Source organism: Gryllotalpicola daejeonensis, assembly GCF_039538145.1.
Classification (GTDB): Bacteria; Actinomycetota; Actinomycetes; order Actinomycetales; family Microbacteriaceae; genus Gryllotalpicola; species Gryllotalpicola daejeonensis.
In genome coordinates this window covers 1,606,842-1,624,371 of sequence record NZ_BAABBV010000001.1, presented here as the reverse complement: position 1 = coordinate 1,624,371, position 17,530 = coordinate 1,606,842, and the positions used below count along the sequence as shown (strand labels likewise).

Here is a 17,530-nt window from a genome sequence, read left to right as displayed (position 1 = left end):
CAGAGGAAGAACTATGGCTATCCGTAACTACAAGCCCACGACCCCCGGTCGTCGCGGTTCGTCCGTTGCCGACTTCGCTGAGATCACCCGATCGACGCCTGAGAAGTCGCTGCTCCGCCCGCTGTCCAAGAGCGGTGGTCGCAACAACCAGGGCCGCATCACCACCCGCCACATCGGCGGTGGCCACAAGCGCCAGTACCGCGTCATCGACTTCCGTCGTAACGACAAGGACGGCGTCAACGCCAAGGTCGCCCACATCGAGTACGACCCCAACCGCACCGCGCGCATCGCGCTGCTGCACTTCGTCGACGGCACCAAGCGCTACATCCTGGCGCCGCTCGGCCTGAAGCAGGGCGACGTCGTCGAGTCGGGCGCCAACGCCGACATCAAGCCGGGCAACAACCTGCCGCTGCGCAACATCCCCACGGGTACGGTCGTCCACGCGATCGAGCTCAAGCCGGGTGGCGGCGCCAAGCTGGCCCGCTCGGCCGGTGCGTCGGTCCGCCTCGTCGCGAAGGACGGCCCCTACGCCCAGCTGCGTCTGCCCTCTGGTGAGGTCCGCAATGTCGACGCGCGCTGCCGCGCAACCATCGGCGAGGTCGGCAACGCCGAGCAGTCGAACATCAACTGGGGCAAGGCCGGCCGTCTGCGCTGGAAGGGCGTTCGCCCGACCGTTCGCGGTGTCGCGATGAACCCCATCGACCACCCGCACGGTGGTGGTGAGGGCAAGACCTCCGGTGGTCGTCACCCGGTCAGCCCCTGGGGCCAGGCCGAGGGCCGCACCCGTCACGCGAACAAGGAAAGCGACAAGCTCATCGTTCGTCGCCGTCCCACCGGTAAGAAGCGGAAGTAGGAGAACTAGAAGATGCCCCGCAGTCTCAAGAAGGGCCCCTTCGTCGACGAGCACCTGCTTCAGAAGGTGGCACGTCAGAACGAGGCCAACTCGAAGAACGTGATCAAGACCTGGTCGCGTCGTTCGATGATCGTCCCGGCCATGCTCGGCCACACCATCGCGGTGCACGACGGTCGCAAGCACATCCCGGTGTTCGTCACCGAGACCATGGTCGGTCACAAGCTCGGCGAGTTCGCACCGACCCGCACCTTCCGTGGACACGAGAAGGACGACAAGAAGGGTCGTCGCCGCTAACCCGGCGACGTTAGGAGGAGAAGAAATGGTGGAGTCGATCGCACGCGTGCGACACATCCGCATCACGCCTCAGAAGGCTCGTCGCGTCGTCAACCTGATCCGCGGCAAGCAGGCGCAGGAGGCCCTGGCCATCCTGAAGTTCGCGCCCCAGAGCGCGAGCGAGCCGGTCTACAAGCTGGTCGCGTCCGCAATCGCCAACGCTCGTGTGAAGGCGGATGCTTCGAACCAGTACCTGGACGAGCAGGACCTCTACATCTCGCGCGCATTCGTCGACGAGGGCACCACCCTCAAGCGTTTCCAGCCGCGTGCTCAGGGTCGTGCCTTCCGCATCAACAAGCGCACCAGCCACATCACCGTGGTCCTGGCCACTCCGGACGAAGGGACGAAGTAATGGGTCAGAAAGTCAACCCCTACGGCTTCCGTCTGGGCATCACCACGGACCACGTGTCGCGTTGGTTCTCGGACTCGACCAAGCCGGGTCAGCGTTACGCCGACTACGTCGGCGAGGACATCAAGATCCGCCAGTTGCTGACGAAGACGCTCGACCGCGCGGGTGTCTCGCGCATCGAGATCGAGCGCACCCGTGACCGCGTGCGTGTGGACATCCACACCGCTCGCCCGGGCATCGTCATCGGCCGCCGTGGTGCTGAGGCCGAGCGCATCCGCGCTGACCTCGAGAAGCTCACCGGCAAGCAGATCCAGCTGAACATCCTCGAGGTCAAGAACCCCGAGGCCGACGCTCAGCTCGTCGCCCAGGGCATCGCCGAGCAGCTCTCCGCCCGCGTGGCCTTCCGCCGCGCGATGCGCAAGGGTCTGCAGGGCGCGCAGCGCGCCGGCGCCAAGGGCGTCCGCATCCAGGTCTCCGGCCGCCTCGGCGGCGCCGAGATGAGCCGCTCCGAGTTCTACCGCGAGGGTCGCGTGCCGCTGCACACCCTTCGCGCGAACATCGACTACGGCTTCTACGAGGCGAAGACCACCTTCGGCCGCATCGGCGTGAAGGTCTGGATCTACAAGGGCGACATCACCAACAAGGAACTCGCTCGCGAGCAGGCCTCCCGGCCCGGCCGCGACCGTAACGACCGAGGCGACCGCCCCCGCCGTGCCCCGCGCAACGCTGAGGCACCGGTCGCGGAAGGAGCAACGGCATAATGCTGATCCCCCGTAAGGTTGCACACCGCAAGCAGCACCACCCCGGCCGTTCCGGCCAGGCGACCGGCGGCACGAAGGTCAGCTTCGGCGAGTTCGGCATCCAGGCCCTGAGCCCCGCTTATGTGACCAACCGTCAGATCGAGTCCGCTCGTATCGCCATGACGCGTCACATCAAGCGTGGCGGCAAGGTGTGGATCAACATCTACCCTGACCGTCCGCTGACCAAGAAGCCGGCCGAGACCCGCATGGGTTCCGGTAAGGGCTCGCCCGAGTGGTGGGTCGCGAACGTCAAGCCGGGTCGCGTCCTCTTCGAGGTCGCAGGCGTCAACGAGGAACTCGCTCGTGAGGCCCTGACCCGTGCCATCCACAAGCTGCCCCTCAAGGCACGCATCATCAAGCGCGAGGAGGGCGACGCGTAATGGCGATCGGTTCCAAGGAGCTCGCACCCGCCGAGCTCGACACGTTCGACGACGCTCGTCTCACCGACGAGCTCAAGAAGGCCAAGGAAGAGCTGTTCAACCTGCGCTTCCAGTCGGCCACCGGCCAGCTCGAGAGCCACGGCCGCCTGCGCGCCGTGAAGCGCGACATCGCTCGCATCTACACGGTCATCCGTGAGCGCGAGCTCGGCATCCGTGCCGTTCCGGCTCCGGCCGAGGCGCCCGCGAAGAAGTCGGCCGCGAAGAAGAGCAGCAAGAAGGCGGAGGCCGCTGAGGCACCCGCCGAGACCGAGGAGGCATAAGCCATGGCTACCAAGAAGGCTGAGGCCGAGGTCGCCGAGCAGGCCACCGAGGCGCGCAACTACCGCAAGACCGCCCGCGGCTACGTCGTCAGCGACAAGATGGACAAGACCATCGTCGTCGAGGTCGAGGACCGCAAGAAGCACCCGCTGTACGGCAAGGTCATGCGCACCACGAAGAAGGTCAAGGCGCACGACGAGCAGAACACTGCGGGCATCGGCGACCTCGTCATCATCAACGAGACCCGCCCGCTGAGCGCCTCCAAGCGCTGGCGCCTGGTCGAGATTCTGGAGAAGGCGAAGTAATGATCCAGACCGAATCGCGTCTCAAGGTCGCCGACAACACCGGCGCCAAGGAGCTGCTCACCATCCGCGTGCTCGGCGGCTCGAACCGCCGCTACGCCGGCCTGGGCGACGTCATCGTCGCCACGGTCAAGGACGCCATCCCCGGCGGCAACGTCAAGAAGGGCGATGTCGTCAAGGCGGTCATCGTCCGCACCGTCAAGGAGACCCGTCGTGCAGACGGCTCGTACATCAAGTTCGACGAGAACGCCGCTGTTGTTCTGAACAACAACGGCGAGCCGCGCGGCACCCGTATCTTCGGGCCGGTCGGCCGTGAGCTTCGCGACAAGAAGTTCATGAAGATCGTCTCGCTCGCCCCGGAGGTGATTTAGTCCACATGGCCAAGATCAAGAAGGGCGACCTCGTCGAGGTGATCGCCGGCGCCACCCAGGCGCGCGGCGGCGACCGTGGCAAGCAGGGCAAGGTCCTGCGCGTCATCACCGAGGAGAACCGCGTCGTCGTCGAGGGCATCAACTTCGTCACGAAGCACGTGAAGGTCGGCCAGACCCAGCGCGGCTCGAAGACCGGTGGTCTCGAGACCGTCGAGGCTCCGATCCACATCTCCAACGTCGCGCTCGTCGACCCCGAGACCAAGAAGCCGACCCGCGTCGGCCACCGCGTCGAGGCGGTCACCAAGGACGGCGTCACCAAGAACGTCCGCGTGCGCTACGCCAAGAAGTCAGGTAAGGACCTCTAATGACTGACACCACTGCTGCGGAGGCTGGCAAGATCCAGCCCCGCCTCAAGCAGAAGTACAAGAGCGAGATCGCGCCTGCTCTCAAGGAGCAGTTCGGTTTCACCAACCCGCACCAGGTTCCCGGCCTCGTCAAGGTCGTCGTGAACACCGGTGTCGGCGAGGCCGCCCGTGACGGCAAGATCATCGACGGCGCCATCGCCGACCTGACGCTGATCACCGGCCAGAAGCCGCAGGTCACCAAGTCGCGCAAGTCCATCGCGCAGTTCAAGCTGCGCGAGGGTCAGGCCATCGGCGCTCACGTCACGCTCCGCGGCGACCGCGCCTGGGAGTTCCTGGACCGCCTGCTGTCGCTCGCGCTGCCGCGCATCCGCGACTTCCGCGGTCTGTCGGACCGTCAGTTCGACGGCCACGGCAACTACACCTTCGGTGTGCAGGAGCAGTCGATCTTCCACGAGATCAACCAGGACAAGATCGACCGCGTGCGCGGCTTCGACATCACCGTGGTCACCACGGCGAAGACGGACGACGAGGGTCGCGCCCTGCTGCGCGCGCTCGGCTTCCCGTTCAAGTCGAACGACCAGGCTGCGTAACCGTCCCCTGAGTCGCGCACTCAGGAACGACCGCTAAGATGGCGGGGTTTGTGCCAAGCATCGAGGGATGCCGGCGCAAGCCCCGCCTTCCGCGGGTCTACTCCCTTCACGGGAGGACCGGGCGAGGCATCCGCTTCGCCCCACCACCACAGGTCGCCGCTCGTGTAACGGCCGGCGAAACCTGGTGAACAAAGGAATCACTAGTCATGACCATGACTGATCCCGTCGCAGACATGCTCACGCGTCTGCGCAACGCGAACTCCGCGTACCACGACACCGTGTCGATGCCCCACTCGAAGCTGAAGGCGAACATCGCCGACATCCTCAAGGCAGAGGGCTACATCGCCGACTGGGCCGTCGCTGACGCTCGCGTGGGGAAGACCCTCACGCTGGAGCTCAAGTTCGGCCCCAACCGCGAGCGCTCCATCGCCGGCATCAAGCGCGTCTCGAAGCCCGGCCTGCGCGTCTACGCGAAGTCGACTGAGATCCCCACCGTTCTCGGTGGCCTCGGTGTCGCCATCCTGTCCACCTCCTCCGGTCTGCTCACCGACCGCCAGGCTGAGAAGAAGGGCGTCGGCGGGGAAGTCCTCGCCTACGTGTGGTAATCGAAGATGTCGCGTATTGGAAGACTGCCCATCGACATCCCCGCAGGGGTCGATGTGAAGATCGACGGCTCGGCCGTCACCGTCAAGGGCCCCAAGGGTGAGCTGTCGCTCAACGTGGCGAGCCCCATCGAGGTCAAGATCGAAGAGAACCAGGTTCTCGTCACCCGCCCGGACGACGAGCGCAACTCGCGTTCGCTCCACGGCCTGACCCGCACCCTCATCAACAACAACATCGTCGGCGTGACCCAGGGCTACTCCAAGCAGCTCGAGATCGTCGGTACCGGTTACCGCGTCGCTCAGAAGGGCTCGTCGATCGAGTTCGCGCTGGGCTTCTCGCACCCCGTCACCGTCGATGCCCCCGCCGGCATCACGTTCTCGGTCGAGGGCAACAACAAGGTGACCGTCACCGGCATCGACAAGCAGCTGGTCGGCGAGACCGCTGCGATCGTCCGCAAGATCAAGAAGCCTGAGCCCTACAAGGGCAAGGGCATCCGCTACGCCGGCGAGGTCGTGCGTCGCAAGGCCGGAAAGGCTGGTAAGTAACCATGGCTAACAACAGCAAGACTGCTGCCCGCGGCCGCCGCCACCTCCGCCTCCGCAAGAAGGTCGTCGGCACCGCCGCCCGTCCCCGTCTCGTCGTCACCCGTTCGGCCCGTCACGTCTTCGTGCAGGTCGTCGATGACGCGATCGGCCACACGCTCGCTTCGGCGTCGACCCTCGAGGCCGACCTGCGTGCGTTCGAGGGCGACAAGACCGCCAAGGCCCGCCGCGTCGGCGAGCTGGTCGCCGAGCGCGCCAAGGCCGCAGGCATCGAGGCCGTCGTGTTCGACCGCGGTGGCAACAAGTACGCGGGTCGCGTCGCGGCCATCGCAGACGGCGCACGTGAAGGTGGGCTGGACCTGTGACCGACGAAAACATCAAGAAGGGGCAGGACGTGACTGACACGGCGACGACTGCAGAGAAGCCGGTCGAGACCGCTGCCGGCAGCGACACGCTCACGCGCGACACTCGAGAGAGCCGTCGCGGCGGCCGCGGCGACCGCGGTGGCCGCAACGAGCGCGGTTCGCGCAATGACGACCGCAGCCAGTTCCTGGAGCGCGTCGTCACCATCAACCGCGTCTCGAAGGTCGTGAAGGGTGGTCGTCGCTTCAGCTTCACCGCCCTCGTGGTCGTCGGTGACGGCAACGGCCTGGTCGGCGTCGGCTACGGCAAGGCCCGCGAGGTGCCGCTGGCGATCTCGAAGGGCGTCGAAGAGGCCAAGAAGAACTTCTTCCGCGTCCCGCGCGTCGGCGCGACCGTTCCGCACCCCGTCCAGGGTGAGGCCGCTGCCGGTGTGGTGCTCCTGCGCCCCGCCGCCCCGGGTACCGGTGTTATCGCCGGTGGTCCGGCCCGTGCGGTGCTCGAGTGCGCCGGCATCCACGACGTGCTGAGCAAGTCGCTCGGTTCGTCGAACACCATCAACATCGTGCACGCCACCGTCGAGGCCCTGAAGAGCCTCGAGGAGCCGCGCGCCGTCGCCGCCCGTCGTGGTCTCGACTATGACGAGGTCGTGCCGGCCCGCATCCTGCGTGCCGAGGCTCAGGCAGCTGAGGCTGCCGCTGCAGCGAAGGCAGGTGCCTAATGGCGCGGCTCAAGGTCACCCAGATCAAGGGCAAGGTTAGTGAGAAGCAGAACCAGCGCGACACGCTGCGCAGCCTCGGGCTCAAGCGCATCGGCGATGTCGTCGTCCGTGAGGACAACGCACAGAACCGCGGTTACGTGCGTACCGTCGCTCACCTGGTGAAGGTTGAGGAGATCGACTAATGGCTGACGAGAAGAAGGCGGACGAGACCGCCGCGAAGAAGCCCGCTGCCAAGAAGGCGACCTCGACGAAGGCCGCTGCAGCGAAGACTGAGGCCCCGGCAGAGCGCATCAGCATTCTGAAGGTGCACCACCTGCGCCCCGCCGCAGGTGCCAAGAAGGACCGCACCCGCGTCGGCCGTGGTGAGGGTTCGAAGGGTAAGACCGCAGGTCGCGGTACCAAGGGCACGAAGGCGCGCTACCAGGTGCGCCCCGGCTTCGAGGGCGGCCAGCTCAACTCGGTCATGCGCGCGCCGAAGCTGCGCGGCTTCAAGAACCCGTTCCGCGTCGAGTACCAGGTCGTGAACCTCGAGAAGCTCGCCGAGCTCTACCCGCAGGGCGGCGACGTGACCGTCGCCGACCTCGTGGCCAAGGGCGCAGTTCGCAAGAACGAGAAGGTCAAGGTTCTCGGCACCGGCGACATCGCCGTGAAGCTCAACGTGACCGTCGACAAGGTCTCCGGCTCGGCCGAGCAGAAGATCGTCGCGGCCGGCGGCTCGATCAAGTAAGCCCTTCAGGGCACGGTCAGAGCGGTAACCGCAACTGACGTAAAGTAGGGGGTCGGTGGTGAAAGCCACCGGCCCTCTCTCATTATCGAAAGCAGGACAAACCCTTGTTCAGCGCCATCGTGCGGGTATTTCGCACGCCCGACCTTCGCAAGAAGCTCCTGTTCACGCTTGCGATCATCGCCATCTTCCGCCTGGGGTCGTTCATCCCCTCGCCGTATGTCGACTTCGGCAACGTCCAGGCGTGTCTGAACGCGAACCAGGGCACGACCGGCCTCTATGAGCTCGTCAACCTGTTCTCCGGCGGCGCGCTGCTCAAGCTCTCGATCTTCGCGCTCGGCATCATGCCGTACATCACCTCGTCGATCATCGTGCAGCTGCTGCGCGTCGTGATCCCGCACTTCGAGACGCTCTACAAAGAGGGCCAGTCCGGGCAGGCCCGCCTCACGCAGTACACCCGCTACCTCACCATCGCGCTGGGCGTCCTGCAGTCGACGACCCTGATCACCGTGGCCCGCAGCGGTGCGCTGTTCGGCACGACGAGCGCGACCGAGTGCTCCAACATCATCACCGACACCAGCTGGTACGCGATCCTGCTCATGGTCATCACCATGACCGCTGGCACCGGGCTCATCATGTGGCTCGGCGAGCTCGTCACCGAGCGCGGCATCGGCAACGGCATGTCGCTGCTGATCTTCACGTCGATCGCCGCGCAGTTCCCGACTTCGTTCTGGGCCATCGAGCAGAGCAACGGCATCGGCACCTTCCTGCTCGTGCTGCTCATCAGCGTCGTCGTGGTCGGCGCCGTCGTCTTCGTCGAGCAGTCGCAGCGACGCATCCCCGTGCAGTACGCGAAGCGCATGATCGGGCGCCGCACCTACGGCGGGAACAACACCTACATCCCGATCAAGGTGAACATGGCCGGCGTCGTGCCCGTCATCTTCGCCTCGTCGCTGCTGTACCTGCCGGCTCTCGTCGCGCAGTTCAGCCAGCCGGCGGCCGGCAAGGCCCCCGCGGCATGGGTCACCTGGGTCACGAACTACCTGACCCGCGGCGACCACCCGCTCTACATGCTGCTGTACGCGCTGCTCATCGTCGGCTTCACCTACTTCTACGTCGCGATCACCTTCAACCCGGAAGAGGTCGCCGACAACATGAAGAAGTACGGGGGATTCATCCCCGGCATCCGCGCCGGGCGCCCGACGGCCGAATACCTCGACTACGTGCTGACCCGCATCACGCTGCCCGGTTCCATCTACCTGGCTGTGGTCGCACTCATCCCGCTTGTCGCCTTCGCGCTGCTGGGCGCCAGCAACAACTTCACGTTCGGCGGGACGTCGATCCTGATCATCGTCGGCGTCGGCCTTGAGACGGTGAAGCAGATCGACTCGCAACTTCAGCAGCGGCACTACGAAGGGTTGCTTCGATGACGGAAGCCATCGCAGAGAACACGCACGGGGGAGCGCGGCTCCTGATCGTCGGCCCCCCTGGCGCCGGCAAGGGAACGCAGGCGGTCTTCATCGCCCAGGCCCTCGGAATCCCCGCCGTGTCGACCGGTGACATCTTCCGCGACAACATCAAGAACGAGACGCCGCTCGGCCTGCAGGTGAAGCAGATCACCTCCACCGGCGCGTATGTGCCCGACGAGCTCACCAATGAGATCGTCGCCGACCGCCTGTCCCAGCCCGACGCGGCGAACGGGTTCCTGCTCGACGGCTACCCCCGCACCACGGGCCAGGTCGCGTTCCTCGACGAGTGGCTGGCCGCGCGCGGCACGCAGCTCGACGCGGTCGTGCAGCTCACCGCCGACACCGAGCACGTCGTCGAGCGCCTGCTGAAGCGCGCCGCCGACCAGGGCCGCGCGGACGACACCGAAGAGGTCATCCGCCACCGACTCGACGTCTATGAAGAGCAGACCGCGCCGCTGATCGACGTGTTCGCCGGTCGTGACCTGCTCGTCACGGTCGACGGCCTCGGCACCATCGACGAGGTCGCCGAGCGCATTCACGAGGGGCTCGAGGCCCGCGGCATCCGTCGCCCCGGCTCCGCTGCGGCGTAACCGCGATTTCATGCGCTCGCTCCGCAAGTCCATCTACAAGTCGCCCGCCCAGCTGCGGCTCATGATCGAGCCCGGGCTCGCGACCGCGGCGAGCCTTGACGCCGTCGAGGCTCTTCTCGCGCCGGGCGTCACGACGCTCGAGCTCGACGCCGCGGCGGAACGTGCCATCGAGGCGCGCGGCCTGAAGTCGAACTTCAAGCTCGAGCACGGCTACTTCCACACGGTGTGCGCGTCGATCAACGACGAGGTCGTGCACGGCATCCCCGGCTCCGCCGTGGTCACTGCAGGCGACATCATCTCGATCGACTCCGGTGCCATCTCGCCGCAGGGCTGGAACGGCGACGCCGCGCGCAGTTTCGTCCTCGACGACCCGGCTCGCCCCGATGAGGTCGCGGCGCGCCGTGAGCTGAACCGCGTCACCGAGCAGTCGCTGTGGCGCGGCATCGCGCAGCTGTACTCGGCCAAGCACCTCAACGAGGTCGGTGCGGCGATCGAGGAGTACATCGAGTCGCAGGGCGACTACGGCATCCTCACCGATTACATCGGCCACGGCATCGGCCGCTCGATGCACGAGGACCCGCCGGTCTTCAACTACGCCGTGCGCCAGCGCGGTCCCGAGGTGCGGCCGGGCCTCGTCGTCGCCATCGAGCCGATGGTCACGCTCGGCAGCGCCGACACCTATGTGCGCGACGACGGCTGGACGGTCGTGACAGAGGACGGCTCCGCCGCCGCCCACTGGGAGCACAGCGTGGCCGTCCACAAAGACGGCATCTGGGTGCTGACCGCCGCCGACGGCGGCGCCGCCGGGCTCGCCCCCTACGGCATCACGCCGACACCGATCGCGTAGCCGTAGCCGAGCATGGACCAGGAGCAGGGAGCGGTGACGCAGTGACTTCGCATAGCCTGACGGCGAAGCCGGCAGATGGAGGGGACCGCATGCCTGAACCGATCGTCTTCGCCCTCGAGGTCGCCGCAGCCGACGCTCCCGAGCCCGCCGGCGGGTGGGAGGCCACCGTCCGCCGCGTCGGGCCCGACGAGCCGATCGTGCTCGGCACCGATCTCGCCGCCACGCGGGGCGATGGCGTCTTCGAGACGCTCGGCGTGCTCGACGGCTACCCGCAGGCGGTCGACGCGCACTTCTGGCGCCTGGCGAACTCGGCGGAGCTGCTCGAGCTGCCCGCCCCGAACCTCGAGCAGTGGCGCGTCGCGATGAAGATCGCCGGCGCCGCGCTGCCGACCGACAGGCAGGGCGGCATCAAGCTCGTGCTGTCGCGCGGCATCGAGGGCGCGAACCGACCGACCGGCTGGCTCATTGCAACCGTCGCCGATGACGACTTCAGCAATCGCACCGAGGGGTGGAAGGTGGTCACGCTCGACCGCGGCTACCGGCACGACCTCTCCGAGCACGCGCCCTGGCTGCTGCCGGGCGCCAAGACGCTGTCGTACGCCGTCAACATGGCGACGTTGCGTGAGGCGGCGCGCCGCGGGGCCGACAACGCGATCTACGTCTCGTCGGACGGCTACGTGATGGAGGCGCCGCAGTCGTCCGTGCTGCTGCGCCGCGGGAACACCCTGGTGACCCCGAAGACCGACATCGGCATCCTGCCCGGCACGACGCAGCTCAGCGCATTCGCGCTGGCGCAGCAGTGGGGATTCGACACGGAGGACCGCCTGGTCACGGTTGATGAGCTCAGGGATTCCGACGGAGTCTGGCTGCTGTCGAGTGTGAAGCTCGCTTCCCCGATCACCGAGGTCGACGGGCATCCGATCGCCGTCGACCGGGAATTCAGTGACCGGCTCAACGCCGGCCTGCTCGCGCGCCGCGAGTAGCGGCGCGGCGACGCCGCAGCGACACGCCGACGAGCCAAGCGAGTGTAGACCCCAACTCGCGTTATGGGAACACTTCGGGTACGATTGATCTTTGGTGTCTTGCGCCCGTTTCAGGGTGCGCGTCGTGCAACGTTCAAGGCATCTTCATCCCCCGCACGAACAGCGAATTCCGACCTTTTAGCGACAGTAGGTTATGGCCAAAAAAGACGGCGTCATCGAGATCGAAGGATCTGTGATCGAAGCTCTGCCCAACGCGATGTTCCGTGTTGAGCTGACCAACGGTCACAAGGTTCTTGCCCACATCAGCGGCAAGATGCGTCAGCACTACATCCGCATCCTCCCCGAGGACCGCGTGATCGTCGAGCTGAGCCCTTACGACCTGACCCGCGGCCGCATCGTCTACCGCTACAAGTAGGAGTTCGCTGCACAAGTAACGGCCCTCCCTGCCAGGGAGGCGCACGATGACAGCGAAGGAAACAACTCAATGAAGGTCAAGCCCTCAGTCAAGCGCATCTGCGAGCACTGCAAGATCATCCGCCGCAACGGCCGGGTCATGGTCATCTGCTCGTCGAACCCGCGCCACAAGCAACGGCAGGGATAAGCGGGTCGCTTCGCCCGGCTTGCCGGGCGTCAAGAAGCACTGCCAGGGCTAAGCCCGCAGCTTCGAAGACTTCATAACTTCACACAGAACAGGCAGAGCCAGAACCGATTCGTCGGGGACACCTCGGGTTGGAGGCCCGGGCACCGGCTCTGCTCCACACCTCCACTCACTTACAGGAGAAAGCCAACATGGCACGTCTTGCAGGCGTTGACATCCCGCGCGAGAAGCGCGTGGAGATCGCACTGACGTACATCTACGGTGTCGGTCGCACCCGGTCTCTTCAGACCCTCGCCGCCACCGGGATCTCGGGGGACATCCGAGTCAAGGATCTGACCGACGACCAGCTCGTCGCCCTCCGCGACTACATCGAGGGAACCTTCAAGGTCGAGGGTGACCTCCGCCGCGAGGTCCAGGCCGACATCCGTCGCAAGGTCGAGATCGGCTCCTACGAGGGTCTGCGCCACCGCCGTGGCCTCCCGGTGCGCGGTCAGCGCACCAAGACGAACGCTCGTACCCGTAAGGGCCCGAAGCGCACCGTCGCCGGCAAGAAGAAGGCCGGCCGCAAGTAATCGCGGGCCCACGGATTCCAGGAGAGATAGACACAAATGGCTGCACCTAAGACGGCTGCGCGCAAGCCGCGCCGCAAGGAGAAGAAGAACATCGCTGTGGGCCAGGCCCACATCAAGAGCACGTTCAACAACACGATCGTCTCGATCACCGACACGACCGGTGCTGTGATCAGCTGGGCCTCCGCCGGTGGCGTCGGCTTCAAGGGCTCGCGCAAGTCGACCCCGTACGCCGCCCAGACGGCCGCCGAGTCGGCCGCCCGCCAGGCGCAGGAGCACGGCATGAAGAAGGTCGACGTCTTCGTGAAGGGCCCGGGCTCGGGTCGCGAGACCGCCATCCGCTCGCTTCAGGCCGCCGGCCTCGAGGTGGGCAGCATCACCGACGTGACGCCGCAGGCTCACAACGGCGCCCGTCCGCCGAAGCGTCGTCGCGTCTAACTAGGACACTGTCGTGGCGGGTGCCCCTTGCGGGGCATCCGCCCTCGATCGCATTTCAACAACTCCATAACTCCACTCACGCAAGGGTCATATAGCGGACCCTTAGCCGAAAGGAATCAACAGTGCTCATTGCACAGCGTCCTACTCTGACCGAGGAGTCGATCTCGGAGTTCCGCTCGCGGTTCGTCATCGAGCCGCTCGAGCCGGGCTTCGGCTACACCCTCGGAAACTCGCTTCGCCGCACGCTGCTGTCCTCGATTCCGGGCGCAGCTGTCACGAGCATCCGCATCGACGGCGTTCTGCACGAGTTCAGCACCGTGCCCGGCGTCAAAGAGGATGTCACCGAGATCATCCTGAACATCAAGGGCCTGGTCGTCTCGAGCGAGCACGACGAGCCCATCACCGCCTACCTGCGCAAGCAGGGCGCCGGTGAGGTCACGGCGGCCGACATCTCGGCGCCGGCGGGTGTCGAGATCCACAACCCCGAGCTCGTCATCGCGACCCTCAACGACAAGGCGAAGCTCGAGATCGAGCTGACCATCGAGCGCGGCCGCGGCTACGTCTCGGCGCAGCAGAACCGCAGCGAGTTCAGCGAGGCCGGCCAGATCCCGGTCGACTCGATCTACTCGCCAGTGCTCAAGGTCACGTACCGCGTCGAGGCCACCCGTGCAGGCGAGCGCACCGACTTCGACCGCCTCGTGGTCGACGTCGAGACCAAGCCCGCGATCAGCCCGCGCGACGCCATCGCCTCGGCCGGCCGCACGCTGGTCGAGTTGTTCGGCCTCGCCCGCGAGCTGAACAACCAGGCTGAGGGCATCGAGATCGGCCCCGCGCCGGTCGACGCGGTGCTGAGCTCCGAGCTGTCGATGCCCATCGAGGACCTCGACCTCTCCGTGCGCTCCTACAACTGCCTCAAGCGCGAGGGCATCAACACCGTCAGCGAGCTGGTCTCCCTTTCCGAGACGCAGCTCATGAACATCCGCAACTTCGGCCAGAAGTCGGTGGATGAGGTCAAGGACAAGCTGACGGAGATGGGCCTGTCGCTCAAGGACTCGGTCCCCGGGTTCGACGGCGCCCACTTCTACAGCGGCTTCGAGGACGAGAACTAAATTCTCGCCCCCTCGACCACCAACCTTTCACTAACGGAGAAACACCATGCCCAAGCCCACGAAGGGCCCCCGCCTCGGAGGCGGTCCCGCCCACGAGCGCCTGCTCCTCGCGAACCTGGCCGCCAGCCTGTTCACCCACAAGTCGATTCAGACGACCGAGGCCAAGGCCAAGCGCCTGCGCCCGATCGCTGAGCGCCTGATCACCTTCGCGAAGCGCGGCGACCTGCACGCCCGCCGTCGCGTGCTCGCCGTGATCAAGGACAAGTCGGTGGTGCACGAGCTGTTCACGCAGATCGCTCCGCTCGTCGCCGAGCGCGAGGGTGGCTACACCCGCATCATCAAGACCGGCTTCCGCAAGGGCGACAACGCGCCCCTCGCGGTGATCGAGCTCGTTCTCGAGCCCGTCACCCCGAAGGCGAAGAAGGCGAAGCCCGCTGCCGCCGCCGCGCCGGTGGAGGAGCCCGAGGCCGTCGCGACCGATGACGCCGCTGAAGAGGCCGTCGTCGCCGAGGCCGAGGCTGCCGACACCGAGGCTGCCGAGGCTCCGGCTGAGGCCGAGGCCACCGAGGCTCCCGCTGAGGAGACCGAGGCTGCCGCCGAGGAGACCAAGGCAGACGCCGAGGAGACCAAGGCAGACGCCGAGTAAGTCCTTTCGGCCCACGGCTGATCAGAGACGCCCCGCCCCGCAAGGGAAGCGGGGCGTTTCTGCATGCATGGGCGAAAATTGGGGGCGTGACGGATGCCGGAAGCCGCTGCCCTTGCGGAAGCGGGCTGAGCTACGGGGAGTGCTGCGGACCGCTGCATGCGGGTGAGCGCCGGGCCGCGACGGCCGAGCAGCTGATGCGCAGCCGCTACTGCGCCTTTGCGGTGGGCGACACCGACTATGTGCTCTCGACGTGGCATCCCTCGACCCGTCCCCGCTCGATCGAGGCGGAGCCCGACCTCGTGTGGCGTCGGCTCGACGTGCTGCAGACGAGCGGCGGCGGCCCGTTCGACTCGAAGGGCACCGTCGAGTTCCGCGCGGTATGGCGGCAGGGCGCCGAGCGCGGAGCCCTGCACGAGCGCAGCCGCTTCGAGCGCGTCGGCGGCGCGTGGCTGTACGTCGACGGGGACGTGCTGGAGTAGCGGCGTCGATACGCTTGAGGCGATGAGCGCCGCCACCCCGATCCGTATCCGGCTCGACGTCGCCTACGACGGCACCGGCTTCAGCGGCTGGGCGAGGCAGCCGAGGCTGCGCACCGTTCAGGGCGTGCTCGAGGACGCGCTCGCGACCCTGTTCCGGCGCACGCCGCCCGCGCCGACGCTGGTCGTCGCGGGGCGAACGGATGCCGGCGTGCACGCGGCCGACCAGGTGGTGCACCTCGACCTCGACCACGACCAGGTCAACGCGCTGCGCAATGTGCGGCTGCCGCAGGGCGCGCCCCCTGACGCCGGGGCGGCGCTCGCGTACCGGCTGAACGGCATCCTCGGCTCGAACACGGACGTGGTGGTGAAGCGGGGCTGCGTTGCCCCCGAGGGGTTCGACGCGCGCTTCTCGGCGGTCTGGCGCCGCTACGAGTACCGCGTCAGCGACCGCATCGACACGAGGGACCCCGGCCAGCGTCACCGCACGGTGTGGTGGCCGACGCCCCTCGACGCCGACGCGATGCACCGCGGCGCGCAGAGCCTGCTCGGCCTGCACGACTTCGCGGCGTACTGCAAGCCGCGCGAGGGGGCGACCACGATCCGCACGCTGCAGAACTTCGGGTGGCGTCGCGACGAAGCCGGGGTGCTGATCGCCTCGCTGCAGGCCGACGCGTTCTGCCACAGCATGGTGCGGGCGCTCGTGGGCGGGTGCGTCGCCGTGGGGGAGGGCAAGCTCGAGGCATCCGATCTCGCTTTGATCCTCGAGGTGGGCGCCCGCACGAGCGCGTTCAAGGTGATGCCGGCCAAGGGGCTGACGCTGACCGAGGTCGGCTACCCGCCCGACGACGAGCTCGGGGCGCGGGCCGAGGCTACCCGCGCGCGACGGGAGCTGTAGCCGCCGCGTCGCCGCGGGTGCCCTGACCGGAGCCCGTCTCGTCGACGTACGGCGCGGCGGGCGCGGGCTTGCGCAGCGCGGCAGCCGCACGGCGCGCGGTGAGCACCGGGTAGCCGATCAGCGCGGCGAGATAGCCGATCGCGGTGCGGTCGTACGGGCCGAAGGCGCGCTTGCGATCCCACGCGCGGCGCAGCGCCCCGCCGCGGCTGCGCCGCTTGGCCGGGCGCTCGGGCAGCAGGCCCGCGTCGCGCAGCCCCGCCATTATCTCGAGCTGCGACTGCCAGTCGTTGTCCTCGGCCGGGTGGAAGTAGTTGTCGGCGCGCCAGGCGGGGTCCACCTGGCGGAACCGCGCGGCGATGAGCTCACGCGACGAGCCGAGCAGACCGCTGCCGACGAACACCGTGTTGATCAGCTCGCCGCTCACGCCGAAGTCGCTGAGCACGAGGCACGGCACGCCGGCGGCGATCGCCTCGATGGCCGCGGTCGAGCTCACGGTGAGGAAGCCGACGGCACGTGCGAGATGCGACAGCATCGATCCGCCCTCGACGACCAGGTTGGCCGGCGCATTCGCCGGAACGAGGTCGACATACGGATGCCTCTCGCGATGCGTCTGCCGCTCGCCGGCCTGCGCCCGCACCTTGATCACGACGCGCAGCTCGGGGTGGGCCAGTGCCGTCTGCACGAGCCACCCGACGATTGCGCGCCGGTCGGCGAGGGTGTGCGGCACACCCGGCTGCGCGGCGAACACGATGCTGTCGCGCTCGCCGGACCACTCGGGCACCGCCTCGTGCTGATCCAGGAACGGCAGCGTCGCGAGCACGAAGTTGTGCGGCACGCCGCGCTGTCTCGTCAGCTCGTTGTGCTCGCGGATCTCGCGATGGCTGTGCAAGACGAAGAGGTCGGCCTGCGCCCTGCGGAACAGCCCCTTGTACTTCGGCGGCGTCGAGATGCCCGGCAAGCCGGTCATGATCACCGGCCGCGGGTGCACGCGCTGCGTGATCTCGGTGATGACCGCTTCCGACACGGCGCCGCTCGTCGAGACGAAGACGGCGTCGTGCCCGTCGCGGTTCAGCCTGTCGATGATCTCTGCCAGGGACGCGCAGGGTGCGGCATCCGTGGTGAAGCCCGTGCCGGCGAGCGCGAACGCGAGCTGCGCGTCGCTCGCGGCCAGCCGCGACTCGACCGTGACCAGCTCGACCGTCCACTCATCACCGAGGTGCGCCAGCAGCGACGCGCCCCACTTCGCGTAGGAATCGGAGTCGATGACGCCGAGGATCTTGCGGGGCACGCTGGCGC

29 protein-coding genes are annotated in these 17,530 nt (G+C 67.3%); 28 read left to right on the top strand and 1 reads right to left on the bottom strand.

What is annotated here, in order from left to right:
- Positions 1 to 13 precede the first annotated feature (13 nt).
- The 28 genes from rplB (at position 14) to truA (ending at position 16,234) form a co-directional block, all read left to right on the top strand.
- A complete protein-coding gene (gene rplB, locus ABD736_RS08155; protein ID WP_344791242.1) occupies positions 14 to 853 on the top strand; it encodes a 50S ribosomal protein L2 in 840 nt (279 codons plus the stop codon).
- Between the two features lie 12 nt (positions 854 to 865).
- Entirely contained in the window at positions 866 to 1,147 is a 282-nt protein-coding gene (gene rpsS, locus ABD736_RS08150) for a 30S ribosomal protein S19 (protein WP_344791241.1), read from the top strand.
- Positions 1,148 to 1,172: 25 nt separating this feature from the next.
- The gene (gene rplV / locus ABD736_RS08145; protein WP_344791240.1) at positions 1,173 to 1,538 is read left to right on the top strand and encodes a 50S ribosomal protein L22; all 366 of its coding nucleotides are present in this window, start codon (positions 1,173 to 1,175) and stop codon (positions 1,536 to 1,538) included.
- Positions 1,538 to 2,296, top strand: a complete 759-nt coding sequence (gene rpsC, locus ABD736_RS08140; RefSeq protein ID WP_344791239.1) for a 30S ribosomal protein S3 — start codon at positions 1,538 to 1,540, stop codon at positions 2,294 to 2,296. Before rplV ends, rpsC begins: the two co-directional genes overlap by 1 nt.
- Entirely contained in the window at positions 2,296 to 2,715 is a 420-nt protein-coding gene (gene rplP / locus ABD736_RS08135) for a 50S ribosomal protein L16 (RefSeq protein WP_344791238.1), read from the top strand. The genes rpsC and rplP overlap by 1 nt, the downstream gene beginning before the upstream one ends.
- On the top strand, positions 2,715 to 3,035 hold the full coding sequence (rpmC, locus tag ABD736_RS08130; RefSeq protein ID WP_344791237.1) for a 50S ribosomal protein L29: 321 nt from the start codon (positions 2,715 to 2,717) through the stop codon (positions 3,033 to 3,035). Before rplP ends, rpmC begins: the two co-directional genes overlap by 1 nt.
- Before the next feature lie 3 nt (positions 3,036 to 3,038).
- A complete protein-coding gene (gene rpsQ, locus ABD736_RS08125; protein WP_344791236.1) occupies positions 3,039 to 3,338 on the top strand; it encodes a 30S ribosomal protein S17 in 300 nt (99 codons plus the stop codon).
- On the top strand, positions 3,338 to 3,706 hold the full coding sequence (rplN, locus tag ABD736_RS08120; RefSeq protein WP_120788511.1) for a 50S ribosomal protein L14: 369 nt from the start codon (positions 3,338 to 3,340) through the stop codon (positions 3,704 to 3,706). Before rpsQ ends, rplN begins: the two co-directional genes overlap by 1 nt.
- A 5-nt stretch (positions 3,707 to 3,711) precedes the next feature.
- Positions 3,712 to 4,071, top strand: coding sequence for a 50S ribosomal protein L24 (gene rplX, locus ABD736_RS08115; RefSeq protein WP_344791235.1), 360 nt, complete (start codon positions 3,712 to 3,714; stop codon positions 4,069 to 4,071).
- On the top strand, positions 4,071 to 4,661 hold the full coding sequence (rplE, locus tag ABD736_RS08110) for a 50S ribosomal protein L5 (RefSeq protein WP_344791234.1): 591 nt from the start codon (positions 4,071 to 4,073) through the stop codon (positions 4,659 to 4,661). Before rplX ends, rplE begins: the two co-directional genes overlap by 1 nt.
- A 206-nt stretch (positions 4,662 to 4,867) precedes the next feature.
- Positions 4,868 to 5,266 (top strand): 30S ribosomal protein S8, encoded by a 399-nt coding sequence (gene rpsH, locus ABD736_RS08105; protein WP_344791233.1) that lies wholly within the window; start codon positions 4,868 to 4,870, stop codon positions 5,264 to 5,266.
- Between the two features lie 6 nt (positions 5,267 to 5,272).
- The gene (gene rplF / locus ABD736_RS08100; protein ID WP_344791232.1) at positions 5,273 to 5,809 is read left to right on the top strand and encodes a 50S ribosomal protein L6; all 537 of its coding nucleotides are present in this window, start codon (positions 5,273 to 5,275) and stop codon (positions 5,807 to 5,809) included.
- A gap of 2 nt (positions 5,810 to 5,811) precedes the next feature.
- A complete protein-coding gene (gene rplR, locus ABD736_RS08095) occupies positions 5,812 to 6,171 on the top strand; it encodes a 50S ribosomal protein L18 (protein ID WP_344791231.1) in 360 nt (119 codons plus the stop codon).
- Entirely contained in the window at positions 6,168 to 6,887 is a 720-nt protein-coding gene (rpsE, locus tag ABD736_RS08090) for a 30S ribosomal protein S5 (RefSeq protein ID WP_344791230.1), read from the top strand. Before rplR ends, rpsE begins: the two co-directional genes overlap by 4 nt.
- Positions 6,887 to 7,069, top strand: a complete 183-nt coding sequence (rpmD, locus tag ABD736_RS08085; protein WP_120788505.1) for a 50S ribosomal protein L30 — start codon at positions 6,887 to 6,889, stop codon at positions 7,067 to 7,069. The genes rpsE and rpmD overlap by 1 nt, the downstream gene beginning before the upstream one ends.
- Complete coding sequence (rplO, locus tag ABD736_RS08080; protein ID WP_344791229.1) at positions 7,069 to 7,614, top strand: 50S ribosomal protein L15; 546 nt, start codon at positions 7,069 to 7,071, stop codon at positions 7,612 to 7,614. Before rpmD ends, rplO begins: the two co-directional genes overlap by 1 nt.
- A 104-nt stretch (positions 7,615 to 7,718) precedes the next feature.
- On the top strand, positions 7,719 to 9,041 hold the full coding sequence (gene secY, locus ABD736_RS08075; RefSeq protein WP_344791228.1) for a preprotein translocase subunit SecY: 1,323 nt from the start codon (positions 7,719 to 7,721) through the stop codon (positions 9,039 to 9,041).
- Entirely contained in the window at positions 9,038 to 9,670 is a 633-nt protein-coding gene (locus ABD736_RS08070) for an adenylate kinase (RefSeq protein ID WP_344791227.1), read from the top strand. Before secY ends, ABD736_RS08070 begins: the two co-directional genes overlap by 4 nt.
- 10 nt (positions 9,671 to 9,680) lie before the next feature.
- Entirely contained in the window at positions 9,681 to 10,517 is an 837-nt protein-coding gene (gene map, locus ABD736_RS08065) for a type I methionyl aminopeptidase (RefSeq protein ID WP_344791226.1), read from the top strand.
- Positions 10,518 to 10,606: 89 nt separating this feature from the next.
- Positions 10,607 to 11,500, top strand: coding sequence for an aminodeoxychorismate lyase (locus ABD736_RS08060; protein WP_344791225.1), 894 nt, complete (start codon positions 10,607 to 10,609; stop codon positions 11,498 to 11,500).
- Between the two features lie 193 nt (positions 11,501 to 11,693).
- Positions 11,694 to 11,915, top strand: a complete 222-nt coding sequence (gene infA, locus ABD736_RS08055) for a translation initiation factor IF-1 (RefSeq protein WP_011186713.1) — start codon at positions 11,694 to 11,696, stop codon at positions 11,913 to 11,915.
- Between the two features lie 69 nt (positions 11,916 to 11,984).
- The gene (gene rpmJ, locus ABD736_RS08050) at positions 11,985 to 12,101 is read left to right on the top strand and encodes a 50S ribosomal protein L36 (protein ID WP_120788500.1); all 117 of its coding nucleotides are present in this window, start codon (positions 11,985 to 11,987) and stop codon (positions 12,099 to 12,101) included.
- A 188-nt stretch (positions 12,102 to 12,289) separates the two neighbouring features.
- Positions 12,290 to 12,670, top strand: coding sequence for a 30S ribosomal protein S13 (gene rpsM, locus ABD736_RS08045; protein ID WP_344776398.1), 381 nt, complete (start codon positions 12,290 to 12,292; stop codon positions 12,668 to 12,670).
- Between the two features lie 36 nt (positions 12,671 to 12,706).
- The gene (gene rpsK, locus ABD736_RS08040; protein WP_120788498.1) at positions 12,707 to 13,105 is read left to right on the top strand and encodes a 30S ribosomal protein S11; all 399 of its coding nucleotides are present in this window, start codon (positions 12,707 to 12,709) and stop codon (positions 13,103 to 13,105) included.
- A 122-nt stretch (positions 13,106 to 13,227) separates the two neighbouring features.
- A complete protein-coding gene (locus ABD736_RS08035) occupies positions 13,228 to 14,214 on the top strand; it encodes a DNA-directed RNA polymerase subunit alpha (RefSeq protein WP_344776395.1) in 987 nt (328 codons plus the stop codon).
- A 46-nt stretch (positions 14,215 to 14,260) separates the two neighbouring features.
- On the top strand, positions 14,261 to 14,860 hold the full coding sequence (gene rplQ, locus ABD736_RS08030) for a 50S ribosomal protein L17 (RefSeq protein ID WP_344791224.1): 600 nt from the start codon (positions 14,261 to 14,263) through the stop codon (positions 14,858 to 14,860).
- An 86-nt stretch (positions 14,861 to 14,946) separates the two neighbouring features.
- The gene (locus ABD736_RS08025; RefSeq protein WP_344791223.1) at positions 14,947 to 15,339 is read left to right on the top strand and encodes a YchJ family protein; all 393 of its coding nucleotides are present in this window, start codon (positions 14,947 to 14,949) and stop codon (positions 15,337 to 15,339) included.
- A 22-nt stretch (positions 15,340 to 15,361) separates the two neighbouring features.
- The gene (truA, locus tag ABD736_RS08020) at positions 15,362 to 16,234 is read left to right on the top strand and encodes a tRNA pseudouridine(38-40) synthase TruA (RefSeq protein WP_344791222.1); all 873 of its coding nucleotides are present in this window, start codon (positions 15,362 to 15,364) and stop codon (positions 16,232 to 16,234) included.
- Here truA and ABD736_RS08015 read toward each other — a convergent pair.
- Entirely contained in the window at positions 16,209 to 17,522 is a 1,314-nt protein-coding gene (locus ABD736_RS08015; RefSeq protein WP_344791221.1) for a DUF6716 putative glycosyltransferase, read from the bottom strand. The genes truA and ABD736_RS08015 overlap by 26 nt on opposite strands.
- Positions 17,523 to 17,530 lie beyond the last annotated feature (8 nt).

Coding starts and splice junctions, on each gene's coding strand:
- rplR (WP_344791231.1), top strand. CDS start 5,812: ATGGCTAACAACAGCAAGACTGCTGCCCGCGGCCGCCGCCACCTCCGC.
- rpmJ (WP_120788500.1), top strand. CDS start 11,985: ATGAAGGTCAAGCCCTCAGTCAAGCGCATCTGCGAGCACTGCAAGATC.
- rpmD (WP_120788505.1), top strand. CDS start 6,887: ATGGCGCGGCTCAAGGTCACCCAGATCAAGGGCAAGGTTAGTGAGAAG.
- rplF (WP_344791232.1), top strand. CDS start 5,273: ATGTCGCGTATTGGAAGACTGCCCATCGACATCCCCGCAGGGGTCGAT.
- rpmC (WP_344791237.1), top strand. CDS start 2,715: ATGGCGATCGGTTCCAAGGAGCTCGCACCCGCCGAGCTCGACACGTTC.
- rpsH (WP_344791233.1), top strand. CDS start 4,868: ATGACCATGACTGATCCCGTCGCAGACATGCTCACGCGTCTGCGCAAC.
- rplV (WP_344791240.1), top strand. CDS start 1,173: ATGGTGGAGTCGATCGCACGCGTGCGACACATCCGCATCACGCCTCAG.
- rpsS (WP_344791241.1), top strand. CDS start 866: ATGCCCCGCAGTCTCAAGAAGGGCCCCTTCGTCGACGAGCACCTGCTT.
- rplE (WP_344791234.1), top strand. CDS start 4,071: ATGACTGACACCACTGCTGCGGAGGCTGGCAAGATCCAGCCCCGCCTC.
- truA (WP_344791222.1), top strand. CDS start 15,362: ATGAGCGCCGCCACCCCGATCCGTATCCGGCTCGACGTCGCCTACGAC.
- rplO (WP_344791229.1), top strand. CDS start 7,069: ATGGCTGACGAGAAGAAGGCGGACGAGACCGCCGCGAAGAAGCCCGCT.
- ABD736_RS08070 (WP_344791227.1), top strand. CDS start 9,038: ATGACGGAAGCCATCGCAGAGAACACGCACGGGGGAGCGCGGCTCCTG.
- rplP (WP_344791238.1), top strand. CDS start 2,296: ATGCTGATCCCCCGTAAGGTTGCACACCGCAAGCAGCACCACCCCGGC.
- rpsM (WP_344776398.1), top strand. CDS start 12,290: ATGGCACGTCTTGCAGGCGTTGACATCCCGCGCGAGAAGCGCGTGGAG.
- rplQ (WP_344791224.1), top strand. CDS start 14,261: ATGCCCAAGCCCACGAAGGGCCCCCGCCTCGGAGGCGGTCCCGCCCAC.
- rpsQ (WP_344791236.1), top strand. CDS start 3,039: ATGGCTACCAAGAAGGCTGAGGCCGAGGTCGCCGAGCAGGCCACCGAG.
- rpsK (WP_120788498.1), top strand. CDS start 12,707: ATGGCTGCACCTAAGACGGCTGCGCGCAAGCCGCGCCGCAAGGAGAAG.
- map (WP_344791226.1), top strand. CDS start 9,681: ATGCGCTCGCTCCGCAAGTCCATCTACAAGTCGCCCGCCCAGCTGCGG.
- rpsC (WP_344791239.1), top strand. CDS start 1,538: ATGGGTCAGAAAGTCAACCCCTACGGCTTCCGTCTGGGCATCACCACG.
- ABD736_RS08060 (WP_344791225.1), top strand. CDS start 10,607: ATGCCTGAACCGATCGTCTTCGCCCTCGAGGTCGCCGCAGCCGACGCT.
- infA (WP_011186713.1), top strand. CDS start 11,694: ATGGCCAAAAAAGACGGCGTCATCGAGATCGAAGGATCTGTGATCGAA.
- rplN (WP_120788511.1), top strand. CDS start 3,338: ATGATCCAGACCGAATCGCGTCTCAAGGTCGCCGACAACACCGGCGCC.
- rplX (WP_344791235.1), top strand. CDS start 3,712: ATGGCCAAGATCAAGAAGGGCGACCTCGTCGAGGTGATCGCCGGCGCC.
- rplB (WP_344791242.1), top strand. CDS start 14: ATGGCTATCCGTAACTACAAGCCCACGACCCCCGGTCGTCGCGGTTCG.